Here is a 15467-nt window from a genome sequence, read left to right on the forward strand (position 1 = left end):
CCTTAGCGGTTAACATTGATAATGACATCGGCGTAGTGAACAGCACCGGCCAGCTTGATTGCAGACTGCATCACCGGCGCTTTACGCCCTTCACGGTCAGACTGTGCCTGTGATGCCACTGGCGGTGCGTACACGTAAAAGCCTTTGGTCAGCGTGTCACCAGTTTCCAGTGCACCAAAACTATCACCACCCCATACACCAGGAGCCACCAGCCCGTTAGTGACCGACTGATCCAGTGATTTCTCTACATCGGTCAGCAAGCGAGTCACACCAGCGTCTGTCTGTGGAATTTTGGTAGTGCTGGTAAATAGCAGATTGTAGAGGTTGTTCTGTACGTAGTTCTGCAACCAGTCGAGGCCGTGGCGCTCATCAAAGAAATCGCCATTGCACATCACACCTTCCTGAATAATCGCCGTGTCGTTGTCGTAATTGACGAATACATTGCAATTCTTCGCTTTCAGCGCATTGGCTTGTGATTGGGTCAGTGATTCGGCGGTAATGCCGGGCTGCTGTTTAAATTTCAGCGTGATGGTGGTGTTATTGCCGTTGAAATTCACGGTAAAGGCACGACCAAAAATAGAGGCGGCGGCATACGGGCTGGCACTGGAATACTGCACCAGGGTACGGGCATATTTAGCCGCTTTCAGTTTGCTGGCGATATCCGTATCAATATCCGCATCCAGGGCAGAGGTTACCTGCGTGGTGTGTCCGTAAACCCGCGAAACATCATCACTCTGGATAAACGAGGCAATACTGATCACGTCTGCATCGCTTAATGATGGGTCGGCAATAACCAGCCCATACCAGCGGGTAGACATGTCAGCCAATTTATAGATGCATGCCTGAATAGTTTCACTCGTCAGACCTTGAACCGGCAGCGCACCGGCGCTCTCAATCAATCCCATCAGTACAGAAATATCGGTGCCGGTGGTATTGGCAGAACCATAACCAACCGCCGATGCTGCACCCGTGGTTTTGGATGTGATGATGAAGCGAGAACCATTCCAGATAACGGTTGCAGTGGTGAGTTTGTCAGCCACGCGCGCGGCAACACCGTTCAGATTGGTTTCCGCTGACCAGTCAACACCGGTTACTGTCTTGACCGTGCCATCTACCGTGATTTTCATCGAACCATCTACCACGGCGGTAAAGTTAGCCATAAGCTGCTGCGTAGGGTTCAAAATCGCCCCGCGCAACAGTCCGGCCGCATCCTCTTTCACCCAGCGGCCGACATAGGAATCAATCGGTTGTGGGGATTGCTGATAATACAAATTAGCGGCTTTATACTCAGGCGCATCCAGACCAAAGTCAGATGCGATATCTGTCGCACTTGAATAGCTGCGCAGACGTTCGTGAGCGTCGATAACAGGCGACGGGCCAACCACCAGCAGGGAACCAAAGTTCCGCGCCATGGCAGCACGCACAGCCATATTCACCGTCACATTGACGATGTTAGAAACAGGTAATCCCTGCGACATGGTTATTCTCCGAAGAATTTAACGGGTGCGGAGGTCAGCGATTTAATGCCGTACTCGCGTATTACTTTGCGGCGCAGGATTACGGTGATGTCGTACCGCCGTACCCACTGGTTATTAATGAGTTCGGGGACGTTATACATTTTCCCGCATTGCCAGAGCGTGAGGCCGAGGCGCTTTAGCTCATCATTGTTTTGTGAGATGAATATCCCGGCACGAAAGCGTGTAGCTGTTTGCTGCCCGGCTGGACCATAAAAACAACATAAAATATTTAGGCTTTCATGATCCCATTGCTGGCTGCTTTCCTCCCCCGCAATAAGGGCGGGGTAAGCGTCCTGATTAAAGTCAGATATGCTGAAGCCACACCAGGTGGTTCCGTTTTGTGGTATCTGCGTTTGTGGATCAGTCATGCGGGGGAAAACCATCTTGGCCGGTAATCCAGAAACCGCCCTGATCCACCTACTGATTTCCCGCTCCAGTTCCTCATCGTAGAGAGGCGGCGGCCCTGTTGGTGTCAGGTAGCCCGCCGTTGTGCTGTCGTTACTCAATCGGCGTTCCTCCGTCAAAGTCCATCAACTCGCAGTGGGCTTGGACAAACCCAGCGCCATACGCGGTATAGGGATCGACAAAGGTCACTCGGTATTTTCTGCCTCGGTATGTAACCACGTCAGCATCAAGCCCTGGTTGCCCTTGGGTAAGCCGGAACTGAGTCACAATGAGAATGGCCCCGTTAATGTTCTGCCCCGCCTGCATGCGCTTGGCTTCCAGTGACCGATCAACCGTCACAACACCGCTAAAAGGGGTGTCCTGTGGTGTATTTGTCGTGAACCCATCATCATCAACCGTTTGCAGTTGCCGGTGACATACCAGCGTGGTGTCCACGAAATCAGGATCAAGAAGCACCTCTGTCACATCAAGAAATGGCATTACTTACTCCTTACGACATAGGTGATTGAACGTAAAAGGAACCCGTGAGCGTAAAGCGGCTTTTCACCAGGGATACCCTGCGCCCGTCTATTTTCGAGTGTTTTCTCTGATAGTGGATGCAGCCTGTCACCGTCTCCGATCACCTTTTTCGCCGCATCACGGGCAACCATCCCCGCTTTTTCTAATTCACGCAGAGCAGCATCCTGCTTACCTTCAAGTGCCAGCTCTGCGGCAGCTTTCAGGTGTCCAGTGGTGATCTCTTGTGAATCTTCAATACCCATATCCAAGAACGGGCGAGGCTCTAGTGTGACGGTCTGACCGCCAATCTGTATCGTGGCCCCTGTGGATTGCAGATAGCCAATTTCTGCATTGTTCAGGGTTTCCCCTTCCTTTCGCGTCGCATTGGCCTCTGGAATTCCCACCAGCACATCCATTTTTGAAAGGGCGCGTAGAGAGGACAAAACAGACTCGGCATTGTCCTTTCTGACCTTCAACCCGCTTTTCATAGAATTTGCCTTCCACCCGCACCAAACATCGACCACCACCAGAAAAACTCACGGCCGTAATCGGTGTTATTCCAAAAACCAGCGTCAGGATTAATGATGCCTGAGACGTCATAGCTGACGCTGACCTTATCAACCGACTTGGATGTCGCCACACCACCACCGGAGGTATTTACGCCCCCCAATGCCGCTGATGCTGTGCGCTTACCTCGTAATTCAACGTAATGCGCCGTCATCAATTCAGCCAGATAGACAAACTTATCCCCAAACCTATCTTGATCCAGAAGGTCATCAGCCATGCTGAGGTAAAAGTTTATTGAGGTGTTGGGGTAGCGGGTTTCGTCAGTAAATTCGGGAAAACTGGCGCGGAACTGATCACTTGTTGGCAGTAGACTGTTTCTTGGCATTTGCGGATTCCTTCACGGCTTCTGCTGTTGCCTCATCGCCGCCACCTGATGTGGATTCGCTGACGGTTAGGCTTAACACCTGTGCTTTCAGACTGGTGATTTCGTCGTCCTTTTCTGCCACCTGTGCTTTCAGACTGGTGATTTCGTCGTCAAGCAATTTGACTCGCACAACCAGATCGAGGTTTTCTGCCTCTTTAGCAAGGTCGGATTCATCGAGCGGTTTGGCATAGGCGCTAAATGCCCAGTGTTTTTTCACTTCATCAGAAAAGCCATCGTGGATGCCGGGGGTTAATGTGTAATTAGAACCGTCAGCAAGGTTAAGAACCGAATGACCCGATACGATATATTTCATTTCAGTACTCCATGAAAGGCGGGTTTCCCCGCCACAAATCAAGCCGCTGGGACATCCAGATAAGCGATGGTGTTCGAATATGGGGTTTCAACTTGCCCCAGCTTGCCGTAGTACACAGTAAGCTGTTGCATACCACGATACTCAAGTGGGGTGCTCAGCAGTGGAACCATTGGGAAACGAATATATTTCTCGTCTTGTGTGTACGCAACAATACGGTTAGCACCACCAGCGCCACGTCCATTGGCAAATTTCATGGAGACGATCTCCAGCGGAACCCCGTTTTCTTGGAACGCGATGGTATTGATTTTCACGTATTCAAGAACAGAGATATTCCCTGCGGAAGAAACCTTTTTGCTTGCCAGTAGCCCGAATAAAGCCGGTGCAAGACCTAACTTGCTCGGGCATACCGCATAACCAGACCGCACCCATCCGTCAGTAAGTACCAGGTTAATATCCTGAACAATCACATCTGGATCGGTCGTTGCAGTCCAGGGCGCAGCAGCAGAAATAGCAGCGATGGATGGAAGGTTTAACAACCCCGGAACACCGATTTCTGTATCACCGATATAAACCTGCTCATCAGTGTCCATATTCCATTTAAGGCGCATCCCTTCATACTTCTGCGTATCAACTGGACGCCCAACCTGTTGCGCTGAGGCGAGTTCCAAAACAGTCCAACTCACCTCTTGCCCCCACGGGGTCAAGTTGTTACGTGTTGGGGTGATGTCAAGATTCATGCCCGGAATAGCGGTTGAATTTTTCCCCAGCCAGTTTTTACCGGTCGGATTTGGCCCACCCACGCTAGCAAAGTCGGTGTTGGTGAAAGATGAAACTTCATCAGCGATAGAGATATCACTGCGTAAAGGCATGTCACGCGACCACTTCACAGAGGTCAGGGGCATGTTCAGTGTTTGATCCATGCGCTCCAGTTCGCCAATCAGGAACGTACCGGATGAATCGATAGTAGCTCGGTCAATTGTAAACATTAATTATTCCTCAAATATTGAAGGCAATTTCAAGACGCCCATCAGCATCACCCGGACCCATTGCCTCTGCGGTAGTCAGTCGAGGTGTGTTTGTGGCGGTTGCATCCTGAACAAGAACAAAAGAACCAACCGGGCTTTGTGTGGTACCACCGGCAACACGCACGTAAATTGGCGCGCCTTTTTTGGCGGTAGTAGCGTTACCCGCAGTGATCTTCACGCAGACATAACCACGCTTCAGATTATCGCCGACTGGGTTTGCGTTAACTTTGAGATACGCAAGGTCAGCTTGAGAGGTGATCGGGAAGGGGCGAATAAAAATACCTTTCACCAGATCAATAGTGTCACCACTTTCAAGCGGGACAAATTTATCGTCCACGTATTTACCCGATAACCCGTAGTCGCTAAACACCTTTTGGTTATTCAGCGTTACCGGCTCGATGGTCGATTCACGAGGACGAGTGACTGCCCCGGCAATGCCCATAGGCATCCGGTATGTATAAGCATTTCCAGACATGTTTATTACCTTATTTGTTTTTGGCCCAGTGAGCAGCGTAGATTTTATTCAGCTCTGCCGGAGAGGCGTGTTTTGTATTAACCGCACCGTCTACCGTGTGAAGTGACTGTGGAGTTATTTGGTTTTTAGCTTTATTCAAAGCTGCCGCGCCATTGAAAACTGCATCTACAGTGGCTTTCGGTACCTTGGCGTAATCCTGAATGCCAAACGATTTCAAGTAGGCGCTATCACCCGTACGGATCGCGTTGTTCAACACCTGACGTTTCAATCCTTTATCACCCGTTGGTTTGAAACCAGGACAAATAATTTCAGCATCAGAGATGATATTTCGGCGATAGGCAGCATCAGCGGTGATTTTCGCGTCCTCTTCCTTATCTTCATCAGCCGTTAACACGTCAGGATCGGGTTCTGAATCCGTGGTTTTCCCTTCCAGCGCAGCAATACGTGCAATTAAAGCCTGCGCCCATGCGGGAACATCTTCATCAGTCGTTTTGTTCTCGGGTTCAGGTGCGTTGTCCGTAGTGGTGCGTTCTGTTACGGGTAGCGCTGTAGCCTGTGACGGTACGTTAATGTTAATGGTGTGACCGGGGATTGAATTCATGCCATCAGAAGGCATATCCGGCGCTTCGTCGATAAGCTGTTGTAACGCAGCTTCATCTTTGGTTTTAATGGCTTTCGCCAGATTCTTAAGCCATGACATTGCAGGCTTCTCCTTTTTGATGTTTGGGGCTGAATCCCCGATAGCACAACGGACACCGGCCCGACCGCGTGGAATGCCAGCAGCTAGGTGGTTTCCTGTGATTTGGTATTGATTGCCCTTGCCAGGGGCGATTTGTTCATACAGCGCGTCATAGCCACAACTGACATCGGTCAGCCCTGAATTAACGGCATCAATGGCTTCCTGACGCTTGATCAGCACGTCAGCCAGCAGTAGGTCTGATTTATCACCAGTACCTCTGCGTACGTTCTGAATGTGTCCGTGGGCCAGTTCAGAGAAGTTGGAAGGGTTAACGAAAACGATATTGCCCTCGTCGTCCTCTGGATGCCCCAGTGTTACTGCGACACCTTCAAAGCTGGCTATCGTCTCTGGCGCAAACACTTCATCTTCAGTGCGATACACCAAAACCGAACCATCCGGCCCCGGAATAAGATCAACCTCTTCCGGTCGGTACCTTTGTGTGCCTGTTCGCGCAATGGCTACGTCTTTGCATAGCAGTGAACCGTCAGCCTGAAGAAATCGTGTATTACCCAGTTTGGCAGTGTAGAAATATCTCATGTGTTACCTGCTAAATTACGGGCATAAAAAAAGCCGCCTAAGCGACCATCTAGAAAAAGATAATTGTGCTGATTTAGTGACTTTTTAACATAAAGACCCTTAAGCGCACCGGTGGAATACCTCTCACTCAATTAGCACGTTGAGAGGGCCAAAAGTTGGTATCAATTACCGGAAAATGGGGAAATTTTAGTGATAACATTTTGATAACAAATCGAGCTAATGAGTGTTGAATTAAATTCGATACCGTAAGCCGTATTTTCCTCATTTTCTCGGAGCGGGTACCTGCACCTCTGGATGACATTTACAGTTAGGCAAGCACCCTGCATGCCCCGTCATGCCGTCAAGAGTGGGTGGATTAGCCCAGAGAACAAACTTATCTTTCATTTTTCGGTGAGACTTCCTTGTCCCTGCCCCCTCAATGCGCCACCAGTAACCCTCCGACCCTACAGCCAGAGCGCGGGCTTGTGTTAGAGCACCTGTGGCCCTGCCTATTTCGGTGCGTGCTATGAGTCTCGCACGGCTTGCAGCAACATCACCGGACTGCATGATCATCTCGTACAGTTCGTCTGGCCGCTCACCATTAATCATTGCCTGAATGGCGCGATCCTGAATATCCTTTACCCGGTCGGCAGCTTCCAGCGGGAGTGATTTCATCAACTGGATTTGCCGATAGACAATATCCTGTGCCACATGACCTATAGGGGTGTTTCCCACCACATCACGCAAACCTTCGGAAATCTGTTGCGATACAGATCGCCACTGTTGCCACTCTTCACGCTCAACTTGCAAAAACATCTTTTGAGCGGCCAGAGCGGCCCAATCATCAATAACCTGAGAGTAGTCGATAAGATGAGAAGCAACAGTGTCAGCGCTTGCCTGGGAACCATCGTAAGAGCCAGTTACTATCTGGTTTATCTGGCTGACTATCCCCAGTAGGCTTTTGTTGTAGAGGATTTCCGAACGCCGGTGGAGCGCCGGTTTCAGGTTCATCCTCCGACCACTCTTTCTGCGCATTCTCGATGTCCTCATCTGTTATTGAGCCACCGATGCCGATCACATCTGACAGGTTGCGAAGGTCACTCAAAGCGGCTGAAGGTGACATGCCAACATCACGCACTGCTGTAGCCAGAGCAGTAGTGACATTGCTTGCCATTGTTGCGCGGTCAGTGTCCGACATTTCCCATAGTTTGTTGAACTCGAATGAGAAATCATCGGGTAATGGCTCACCAAATTGAGAGCGCCAGGTGATATCCAACAACCAGCGAATATGACGCCGCAACCGTCTCTCCTGAAGTGAGTTAATCCGGCTGTAGTAGTTTTCTAGATCACCATCACCAGTACTAAATCCCGATGGCGATTGACCAAATAAGCGAACTAATGGGATACCCGTTGCGCCAGAAACTTGCTCAGCAAAACGAAGAATGACGTCGGCAATACCTGCGAATGAGTAACTGTGCGTTTCAAACTTATCGCTAGCATCCATGATGGTCATGCCCTCGATGGTCTGAAATTCGCGGATCTTATCTAGGTGTATCATTATCGCTTTTTCAAGGTCACCACCCGCCGCCAGCGCCTTTCTTAACCCATCAATACTGTATGTGCGTAAGTGTGCTTTATGGATGAGTTGCGTAGTGCCTGCTGTAGCGGTATCAAACGCCTGGATACGTTCGAAGATGCGCTCAATAACCGACATTCCCCACCCGTTCTCTGTTATGGACTGCTGGAATGGTAGTGTGTCGCCCTCCATCCGAATGATGCGGGAATAATGAATCTTCCAGTTGGGTATTCCCTGCTGACTTGTGACTGTTTTATAAAACCGTGGCTTGCCGAAGTGAGGCCCATACTCTTTTACCAAATCGTTATATGTCGGCTTGACCATCCAGCGGTCAAGGCACATCACACCCTTAAACTGATCTTTAGTGATGGTGTCCAAATTCAGCAGCGTTGACATGTCTTGACCGTCAATCATTACCACCAAGAACGCGCCGCCATAGAGCCGAGACCATTTGATGGTGTCATTCAACCCATCCCAAATAGCGGCTGAATCCCAAAAGTTTTCGACTTTCCCTTTCTGTCCCGGCTGGAGTTTTGAGTTGATATTGATCCCCTTTCGGGTCATATCATCAGCAATAGCATCAACTGCGGCCCCAACCAGAAATGATGAGCGGTAAGCAAATTCCAGTATCACTCTATTGCGAGTGATGTATCCAGGAACATAGGTTCCCGCTGACTGGATGTTTTGCGTTTGAGCACCAATCTTTGCAGTAAAATTATTGTACCCGTCAGTAGTCCTAACGGGCTTACTCGCGCCGTTTCGGCGATTCTTACGGGCCATATTTCCTCACAGAACATTGTCGATCTAAGATTGTTTACCTATCGCAGCCCAAACATCCATCACAGTGACTTCCATTGGCGCATATAAGATCATCGCCGAATCTGCCAGGTTGGGTGACTTGGTGCCGTCAGGTTTTTTATCCACCACAATTTTCCCTACGCCATTGACTGAGTAGGTAGGTTGCGATAATTCAGAAGTTAATTTGGTCAGGTTTTTGAGGTTTTTCGGGATAGAGATAATGTCATCAGGATTGAACTCCATATTCTCTTTAACCGCTCGATAAGTTTTCTGGAACCGGGTACGCAAACTCCACCAGCCTTGCGCTTTGGCGTTCGCAAAGAAATCTTTGTTAAGCCGCCCTTGCTGTCCGTTATCGCCGGGGACCGCCTCATCATCTGGGTCTGTTACGCCACCGCTACCACGAAACGGCGTAGCGACGATATGCCGTCTGCGTTGTTCTTCGCGTTGCTCGTTGATAACCCGAGCATCACCACGAGCACCAGCTCCCAATCCATCGGTATCAAAGCGGAAAGTTTCGAGGTTTTGTGCATCGCAAATATCAAAGGCTTTCTGTACGGTACCGAAAATATCATCACCTTTGCCTGACCACTCCTCGATGCTTTCGAGTAAGAAGCCGTAACGACTAGCAAAGGCGTTGGTGTCCTTGCCCTCATCGGCGATATCGAGAGCACCTAAGCGCTGGCCGGTTGGCTCAATACCCAAGACCTCATGAGCGTTTATTGCTGCCTGTACCCATGCGGATGGAATCAATACGCCCTCAACAGAGGCGCTGTAGTTGATATCAATTTCCTGCGCCACCGTTACCGGATCAAGCTCTTCAACTTGTTTAGCGTACCAAGCGTCGTCTTTGCGCGGATCATCACGCCAATGGAACGTAAACACATCTACCTTGCCGCTGTGTCGGCGCTCGGCAAAGGAATTCGCCATGCCATTAGGTGTCGAGATGTCTTGACGGCAGTTTGTCGTTGCTGAAAGTGAAGCATCAACTAGGTACGGTCGCTCCAAGTGGGAAGATTCATCGACGATGTAGAATGATGTTCGGTCACCGCGTCCTATACCGTCCCCCGCTTCCCCTGTCATTGCCGACTCAGTTTCAGGGAACAGGATTCTCATGTGTGGGGCGTGAGCCTTCGGATTCCAGCCGCCTCGAAACTCAAAAGGAAGTAACCCTACAAAGTTTCTTGCTTTATCAAATAAGGATTTCGGCGATCCGATCTTGTCTACGTATTCTTCTTTACGTGAACCAAATCCAGCAATTATCCCTTTATTGAAAAGGCACAATGATGCAGCCATTCCCACCGTCAGCCACGACATTCCCATATCGCGGGTTTTTTCAGTAATGCCGGGCCTCGATGTGCGCCAATGTTCTATAAACCACTCGATCCACTCTTCCTGCTTTGGGAATAAGAGGAACGGGATGCGGGCAGGCAATCCACGCTCAACGTTGCGCGGGTCCACCGTCATACCCCAGTCGATAATGAACTGAGCGGGGTTATCTTTATAAAATGCTCTCATAACCGGCAACAATTCAGGTTGCTGACGAATGCGCTGCAATCGCTCCATTCGCCACTCAAAAACCTGCATGTAATCCGGGTTCTTGAAGTCAAAAGGGAACGGAATAGGCATTTGGGTTTTACTCGATAAATGAGTGAATTTTGGGACTTTTTAACATAATGGACGTTACCCGCACCGAGCGCATAGCACTCATCGAACAAGCAGCGTGAGAGGCTTATTTGTCAGGGTTAACGTGTCAGAGTGTTAGATAATTGAGTGCATAAAGCATGCATAAAACACCCTCTATTTTGCATAGAGAATTTATCAATCTAACGGGCTATTTCTGGATGTTTTGAGGAGTGGTGGCCGGTGCTGATCTCCGGCTTTGACTTGTCAACGGGGGCCGCATCGATTAATCGAATTGTCTTGCCACAAGCCCAGGGATTTCTCCCTTTCGCGCGCATCAGCCTGCGCATTCACCACGTTATTAGTTTACCCCATAAGTTTGCGATACGCTTCGGCGGCTTCATCAGGGGTCATACTCATGGTTTGAATTGCTCCACCGTTCGGGCCTGTCAATTCTGTTTTCTTCGGTGCTTCCCACCCGCGCATTTCAGCCAGTTGCTTGATAGCGGCTTTCGGATCATGCAGTTTAATTTTCAGTCCATCCTTGCCTGCCGTCAGTTCAGATATTGCGGCCAACTGCTCAGGCTTTAATTCGCTGGCATTTTTGAATGACCAGACAGACTGAATGATCGGGTTGCCATCATCATCTTCACCAACAACGTGAGTGCCGAATGTCGCCAGATCAGCAATAGACGTTCGCCCCATCACTGACAGGCGTTCCATGGCTTCCTCAAAGGTCATAATGGCTTCGTTAATCGCTTCGTACTGAACTGACTGGAGGAAGACTTGAACCTTACCATTTCTTACCATAGTGGCGGCCTTGGAGTGGATACCCTCACCCTTTGCTTTACCGCCAGCATTGCGATAAGCCTCAGCCTGTCGGTCGCCATTTAGCAGACATGTGACAAACTTTTTCTGTAGTGGTGTCAGGGCATCGAAAAGCGCCTTTTGTTCTTCTGTCAGCGTCATTCCGGCCATGATTATTCCCCTTTACTGTTTGTTGCTAGTCGAGTAGAAAGTAATCATCGCGTGCTTGGTTGTTTCCACAATCCGCTCTACCGTCTCTTTCCCATATTGGGAGTTGGGGAGTTCGAGCAAGCGAGATTTAATTATGTCAATGGCGTCCTTTACCGCAATCGAGGGCAGGTCAGTAAATTTGATTTCGGGAGTAGCATTGTTTTTGTCTATGTTGGCATGCGCTGGCTGAATTGAGTTCTGGATAACAACTTCACCATCAATCCCACCAACCACATATGAAGCCGCAGATAACGCTAGCTTATATTTATCTTTTTCTGACCCTTGCATCTCGGGGAACTCAACTACTAAAGTTTCGCCATCACTAAGGCTGATTGTTAATACATTTGGTTTCATTTGGAGTTTCCTGCTAGTTGGTGAAATATAGACCGGCATATTTCGAAGACCACTCGATACCAATACAGCGTGTTTATACTGTTTTTCTCGCTGTCCAATCGCCGATTTCAGAATTAAATAAAATGCCACCAGCCTGTTAATGCTCAGGGTGAGCGGTGGGAAACAAGTGGTAGCATTGCTTATCGTGTATTGTCGCAACCACTCATTGAATGGCTGCTGCAATACAGGCCGTCTCTCCGGCTGTCACATCGCTTCGCCTACAACGGCTGATGTTTCCGCTAATGCCCGACTATCTAGGTGTATTGGTTGTTTTTGATTCCGCAGATACGCTCGATAGAGAGGTGCTATGTCACTGCTAATACCTATGGACTGCGACAACCCGACGCTATTGATGTTTATGCACCTTGAATCTTTATCGCTTCTCTTGCCATAAGCTTTGTGGCCCTGAAAAGTAGAGAGGAAGCAGCGAAGAAAATTGAAGTAACGATCCACCCGATGTATGCCATGCACGAAATAACAGTAACGAACCGTATCCAGCCTATTACCTTTTTAACTTTTGATTTATCTGATGACTTAAATATCCGCCCCAGATAATCCACCAGCGTTTTTTTCTGCTCGCCAGTGACAGTATCTATGGCAATGATAACCCCAAGGCCAATGGCTATGAATATCAGCGAAAGAAGTATTAACAACCACGAATAAGCTTGAGCAATATTTAATAAACCGCTTTCTGGTTGCCACAGTCCGTAACCCAGCAGCAACAGGAAAACAGTGTCGATTAAATTAATAACTATTTTAGATTTCAATTTTGAATTCCTACTGTGAGAGGGTGCTGTTAATTATTCGCCGGTCGTCAGTGACAACCTTTTGCAGCGCGGTGACCTTCTCGACTAACTTATCGGCTCGTTCAGCGATTGAAATAAGAAACCCGACATCTGCGTCTGAAAATCCGCAGTCTCTGGCTGCATCAGTGAGCTGTCCACTGGCGGGAGTAACGGGCATATCCCCAACTGAAGCGGCGAGACACTCGAAACGCTTTTGCAGCTTGATATTGCCAGCACGGTAAGCAGCAATAGTGCCTTTTGCTTTGTTCTCAGCATCTGCTACCCCTTGTTGATATGCCTTTAATCCGGCTGATTGTGATGCCTGAAGTTGGGCCTCTTTATCGGTGGCACTCTTTTTGGCGGCTATTTCTGTGTCTCTGTCTGACTTGTCACGATTAGCCCACTTAAGAGACCACTCCGAATTTTTACTATCGCTACCCCACCAGTACCCGCCGCCGACTAAAACTGAAATCGTCAGTGCGACGGCTATCAATCTCAATAGGGTTTCTTTCATGCGGGTATCTCGATATGAGGCGCGTCCAGAAACTTAGCGGGCTTGTCATTCGGGTTATCAGTCCAGGTGATACCGAAACGCAACTTAACACCCAACTCTTTACCAGCGCGGTGCATGGCATCCAATACCGGCAACCAGCATTTATAATCATTCCAGTCGGCGCCCACTGGCAGCAGGTCAACCGCATTGCCGGAAATATGACGGCTGTTCATGGTCTGGCTTTTACCTGTAGCCACCAGCTCTTTTTGCCGTTCTATCGTGCGGACACCTTCGATAACACCGAAATCAACGGTCGATAGCTCCAAGGCCCGGCGCACCACTTTCACCAAGCTAGTGTTAACGCCTTTCAGGTTATTCTCGCTTCGCAGGCTAAATCGAAAATTAGTTATTTGCATTTTTAAACCCCGTAATCCGCTCCCAGAAGAATGAGAGAGCCACACTACCCATGGTTCCGCTCATGCCAGCAACAACCAGAACGTAGTAAATACTGAGTCCTGATTCGATGCTGATTAGTCCGCCGATTAACCCAGCGAACCCCGACACAGCAACCTGAGCGAATGCCGCCACCCAGCTCCATGTGGTTTTATTCGTTCTGGTATCGATGATGTATTTAACGAAGCCGCCATAAATTGACATGGCAGCAATAAGCACCCAAACGATAAGACCGTATGAGCCAGGGTCATTTTTTGGCATTTTCATATCTCCCCCTCCCATACGGGCTGGGCGTGTAGTTAAGGAATTTAGCCCACCAGTGCAGCCACTCATCTGTTAATAGTGTGTGGAGTTGATTGGTGACTGATGGGCTAAAACGGAAAAGGCCCACCGAAGTGAGCCTTAAAAGTCTGTCGAGTGATTCTACATACGGGATAATCACGCATGTAAAAAGCCCTCGAGCTATTAACTCAAGGGCTTGAATGGTTGCCAGCAATTCTCAGAAAGAGCTCCCAACAGAGAGGCGCACCGGGCAATTTTCCGTAGGGGGAACGCCGATAGTGCAATCAACAACGCCCGATACGCTTTTCTCTTGGGACTCATTTGGAGCGGTCAGCGGGAATCGAACCCGCATCATCAGCTTGGAAGGCTGAGGTAATAGCCATTATACGATGACCGCACTGGTGGCCCTTGCTGGACTTGAACCAGCGACCTAACGATTATGAGTCGCACGCTCTAACCAACTGAGCTAAAGGGCCGAACATGAGTAAGTAAGCTGGACATCTCAGGGAAACCCGTCATCGACTTAAACCCAGATTACTTATTATTTGGCCCGCCACCGAGGCCTCGAACCTCGCACCTACAACAACTATGGTTATCGGCTCTATCCAACTGAGCTAGTGGCGGCTAGAGCGTGGGTTTTACGCATCAATTTATAAACGCACAATCAACAAGGTGACTTTTCAGATTATTCAGCCTGTTAATCCAAATCCCATAAATAAAAACCCCGCCGAAGCGAGGTCTTAATTGTTTTTCTTGGCGCTCATCTACAGAAACGCCCATGATTTAGAGAAATTACGCCAAGTTCGGACAAAATGCAAGTTAATAATCAAACTTTGTCGCCAATAATACCAATCATGACGCTATCGTGTTATTCGCTGAAATTCATCCTCAGCATAACTCTCTTCAATGTCGCATTTAGCCACCAGCGACTCATAGAATGGTTTCCAATTACGCCGCCATGTCCTTTCGTTGAGTTCTGGAAGCAACGCTGTAATCGCTCTGTAAGCTGTTGTTGAGGGTGTCCGTTTGTATCCAATTCCTGAGCAGCGTTCACACTCTTTCTCTACTGGCGCGCCAAGCCGTTTGGATTTCTCAAGGTCACGCACTTTACCGGTCCCATTACAGCGGCAGCGATGGGAAATTTTCCCCTTTCCGTTACAGGGAATACACAATTCACCCACCAGTTCATCCTCTATCCATGCATCTGTTTTTTCACCGCATCCGGGGTGTTTAACCACTTTTTGAATGCTGTAAATCAGCCTCTTCCCTTTGCAGTGTTTACATGTGGTAGTAGCCGCTGCTGAACTGCTGTATTCCTCGTAGGCAAATTTAGCCAGGATAACCATACATTGAGCCATTCGGCGGCCCGATGCTTTGCCGACATGTTTCGGGGCATTCTTCATGGCAAACTGGGTAAGCTGTTCAACAGTTCTGATCCGGTCCTCTTTGCTTATGCCAACCTTGCCAAGATATGCAGCCATTCCGAAACTGGCCCGAGCCTCAACCATTCCCATTGCAGCGGCTAGGTCCGGTCCCTTGAGCGAGTCGGAAGAGGTAGCGCGGGGAGAATCCGTAATCATCTGGCTCTTGGCGCTGAACTGTTTCATTGCTGATTCTAGTTTCACTGT

Annotated in this window: 19 protein-coding genes and 2 tRNA genes; all 21 read right to left on the reverse strand. The window is 49.1% G+C overall.

All coding sequences use genetic code 11. The features are described 5' to 3' along the window. Positions 1–2: 2 nt before the first annotated feature. Positions 3–1478 carry a DUF3383 domain-containing protein gene (locus V2A84_RS11115; RefSeq protein WP_442848831.1) on the reverse strand — a complete coding sequence of 492 codons (1476 nt, stop codon included), beginning with the start codon at positions 1476–1478 and terminating at the stop codon, positions 3–5. A gap of 2 nt (positions 1479–1480) precedes the next feature. Then, positions 1481–2023 carry a phage neck terminator protein gene (locus tag V2A84_RS11120; protein ID WP_049617029.1) on the reverse strand — a complete coding sequence of 181 codons (543 nt, stop codon included), beginning with the start codon at positions 2021–2023 and terminating at the stop codon, positions 1481–1483. Next, complete coding sequence (locus tag V2A84_RS11125) at positions 2016–2402, reverse strand: hypothetical protein (RefSeq protein ID WP_049526031.1); 387 nt, start codon at positions 2400–2402, stop codon at positions 2016–2018. Before V2A84_RS11125 ends, V2A84_RS11120 begins: the two co-directional genes overlap by 8 nt. Beyond that, positions 2402–2908, reverse strand: coding sequence for a hypothetical protein (locus tag V2A84_RS11130; RefSeq protein WP_442848832.1), 507 nt, complete (start codon positions 2906–2908; stop codon positions 2402–2404). Before V2A84_RS11130 ends, V2A84_RS11125 begins: the two co-directional genes overlap by 1 nt. Beyond that, positions 2905–3312, reverse strand: coding sequence for a DUF4054 domain-containing protein (locus V2A84_RS11135; protein ID WP_049648418.1), 408 nt, complete (start codon positions 3310–3312; stop codon positions 2905–2907). The genes V2A84_RS11130 and V2A84_RS11135 overlap by 4 nt, the downstream gene beginning before the upstream one ends. Continuing rightward, positions 3281–3664 (reverse strand): STY1053 family phage-associated protein, encoded by a 384-nt coding sequence (locus V2A84_RS11140; RefSeq protein ID WP_442848833.1) that lies wholly within the window; start codon positions 3662–3664, stop codon positions 3281–3283. The genes V2A84_RS11135 and V2A84_RS11140 overlap by 32 nt, the downstream gene beginning before the upstream one ends. A 38-nt stretch (positions 3665–3702) precedes the next feature. Beyond that, entirely contained in the window at positions 3703–4650 is a 948-nt protein-coding gene (locus tag V2A84_RS11145; RefSeq protein ID WP_049648420.1) for a DUF2184 domain-containing protein, read from the reverse strand. Between the two features lie 10 nt (positions 4651–4660). Then, positions 4661–5164, reverse strand: coding sequence for a structural cement protein Gp24 (locus tag V2A84_RS11150; protein ID WP_442848834.1), 504 nt, complete (start codon positions 5162–5164; stop codon positions 4661–4663). A gap of 10 nt (positions 5165–5174) precedes the next feature. Then, entirely contained in the window at positions 5175–6440 is a 1266-nt protein-coding gene (locus V2A84_RS11155) for a DUF2213 domain-containing protein (RefSeq protein ID WP_442848835.1), read from the reverse strand. A 261-nt stretch (positions 6441–6701) separates the two neighbouring features. Then, positions 6702–7250 carry a phage head morphogenesis protein gene (locus V2A84_RS11160; protein ID WP_442849130.1) on the reverse strand — a complete coding sequence of 183 codons (549 nt, stop codon included), beginning with the start codon at positions 7248–7250 and terminating at the stop codon, positions 6702–6704. 55 nt (positions 7251–7305) lie between these two features. After that, positions 7306–8775 carry a DUF1073 domain-containing protein gene (locus tag V2A84_RS11165; protein WP_050133310.1) on the reverse strand — a complete coding sequence of 490 codons (1470 nt, stop codon included), beginning with the start codon at positions 8773–8775 and terminating at the stop codon, positions 7306–7308. Positions 8776–8799: 24 nt separating this feature from the next. Continuing rightward, complete coding sequence (locus tag V2A84_RS11170; RefSeq protein WP_408574998.1) at positions 8800–10422, reverse strand: TerL protein; 1623 nt, start codon at positions 10420–10422, stop codon at positions 8800–8802. Positions 10423–10782: 360 nt separating this feature from the next. Beyond that, positions 10783–11394: a terminase small subunit gene (locus V2A84_RS11175; RefSeq protein ID WP_442848836.1), complete on the reverse strand. Its 612-nt coding sequence runs from the start codon at positions 11392–11394 to the stop codon at positions 10783–10785. Positions 11395–11406: 12 nt separating this feature from the next. Beyond that, positions 11407–11787, reverse strand: a complete 381-nt coding sequence (locus V2A84_RS11180) for a hypothetical protein (RefSeq protein ID WP_442848837.1) — start codon at positions 11785–11787, stop codon at positions 11407–11409. 395 nt (positions 11788–12182) lie between these two features. Then, a complete protein-coding gene (locus tag V2A84_RS11185; protein WP_442848838.1) occupies positions 12183–12593 on the reverse strand; it encodes a hypothetical protein in 411 nt (136 codons plus the stop codon). Between the two features lie 10 nt (positions 12594–12603). After that, a complete protein-coding gene (locus tag V2A84_RS11190) occupies positions 12604–13125 on the reverse strand; it encodes a DUF2514 family protein (RefSeq protein ID WP_442848839.1) in 522 nt (173 codons plus the stop codon). Further along, positions 13122–13520: a M15 family metallopeptidase gene (locus tag V2A84_RS11195; RefSeq protein ID WP_442848840.1), complete on the reverse strand. Its 399-nt coding sequence runs from the start codon at positions 13518–13520 to the stop codon at positions 13122–13124. Before V2A84_RS11195 ends, V2A84_RS11190 begins: the two co-directional genes overlap by 4 nt. Beyond that, the gene (locus tag V2A84_RS11200) at positions 13507–13824 is read right to left on the reverse strand and encodes a phage holin family protein (protein ID WP_049525581.1); all 318 of its coding nucleotides are present in this window, start codon (positions 13822–13824) and stop codon (positions 13507–13509) included. Before V2A84_RS11200 ends, V2A84_RS11195 begins: the two co-directional genes overlap by 14 nt. A 337-nt stretch (positions 13825–14161) precedes the next feature. Next, positions 14162–14236 (reverse strand) — tRNA-Gly (locus V2A84_RS11205). Between the two features lie 2 nt (positions 14237–14238). Next, positions 14239–14315 (reverse strand) — tRNA-Ile (locus V2A84_RS11210). Positions 14316–14699: 384 nt separating this feature from the next. Continuing rightward, positions 14700–15464, reverse strand: a complete 765-nt coding sequence (locus tag V2A84_RS11215) for an antitermination protein Q (protein ID WP_442848841.1) — start codon at positions 15462–15464, stop codon at positions 14700–14702. Between the last annotated feature and the right edge of the window lie 3 nt (positions 15465–15467).

Origin of the sequence: Yersinia sp. 2553 StPb PI, assembly GCF_052217105.1 — a bacterium.
Lineage (GTDB): Bacteria > Pseudomonadota > Gammaproteobacteria > Enterobacterales > Enterobacteriaceae > Yersinia > Yersinia enterocolitica_E.

Coding starts and splice junctions, on each gene's coding strand:
- V2A84_RS11135 (WP_049648418.1), bottom strand. CDS start 3,312: ATGCCAAGAAACAGTCTACTGCCAACAAGTGATCAGTTCCGCGCCAGT.
- V2A84_RS11125 (WP_049526031.1), bottom strand. CDS start 2,402: ATGCCATTTCTTGATGTGACAGAGGTGCTTCTTGATCCTGATTTCGTG.
- V2A84_RS11190 (WP_442848839.1), bottom strand. CDS start 13,125: ATGAAAGAAACCCTATTGAGATTGATAGCCGTCGCACTGACGATTTCA.
- V2A84_RS11145 (WP_049648420.1), bottom strand. CDS start 4,650: ATGTTTACAATTGACCGAGCTACTATCGATTCATCCGGTACGTTCCTG.
- V2A84_RS11195 (WP_442848840.1), bottom strand. CDS start 13,520: ATGCAAATAACTAATTTTCGATTTAGCCTGCGAAGCGAGAATAACCTG.
- V2A84_RS11155 (WP_442848835.1), bottom strand. CDS start 6,440: ATGAGATATTTCTACACTGCCAAACTGGGTAATACACGATTTCTTCAG.
- V2A84_RS11175 (WP_442848836.1), bottom strand. CDS start 11,394: ATGGCCGGAATGACGCTGACAGAAGAACAAAAGGCGCTTTTCGATGCC.
- V2A84_RS11140 (WP_442848833.1), bottom strand. CDS start 3,664: ATGAAATATATCGTATCGGGTCATTCGGTTCTTAACCTTGCTGACGGT.
- V2A84_RS11150 (WP_442848834.1), bottom strand. CDS start 5,164: ATGTCTGGAAATGCTTATACATACCGGATGCCTATGGGCATTGCCGGG.
- V2A84_RS11200 (WP_049525581.1), bottom strand. CDS start 13,824: ATGAAAATGCCAAAAAATGACCCTGGCTCATACGGTCTTATCGTTTGG.
- V2A84_RS11165 (WP_050133310.1), bottom strand. CDS start 8,775: ATGGCCCGTAAGAATCGCCGAAACGGCGCGAGTAAGCCCGTTAGGACT.
- V2A84_RS11180 (WP_442848837.1), bottom strand. CDS start 11,787: ATGAAACCAAATGTATTAACAATCAGCCTTAGTGATGGCGAAACTTTA.
- V2A84_RS11130 (WP_442848832.1), bottom strand. CDS start 2,908: ATGAAAAGCGGGTTGAAGGTCAGAAAGGACAATGCCGAGTCTGTTTTG.
- V2A84_RS11115 (WP_442848831.1), bottom strand. CDS start 1,478: ATGTCGCAGGGATTACCTGTTTCTAACATCGTCAATGTGACGGTGAAT.
- V2A84_RS11170 (WP_408574998.1), bottom strand. CDS start 10,422: ATGCCTATTCCGTTCCCTTTTGACTTCAAGAACCCGGATTACATGCAG.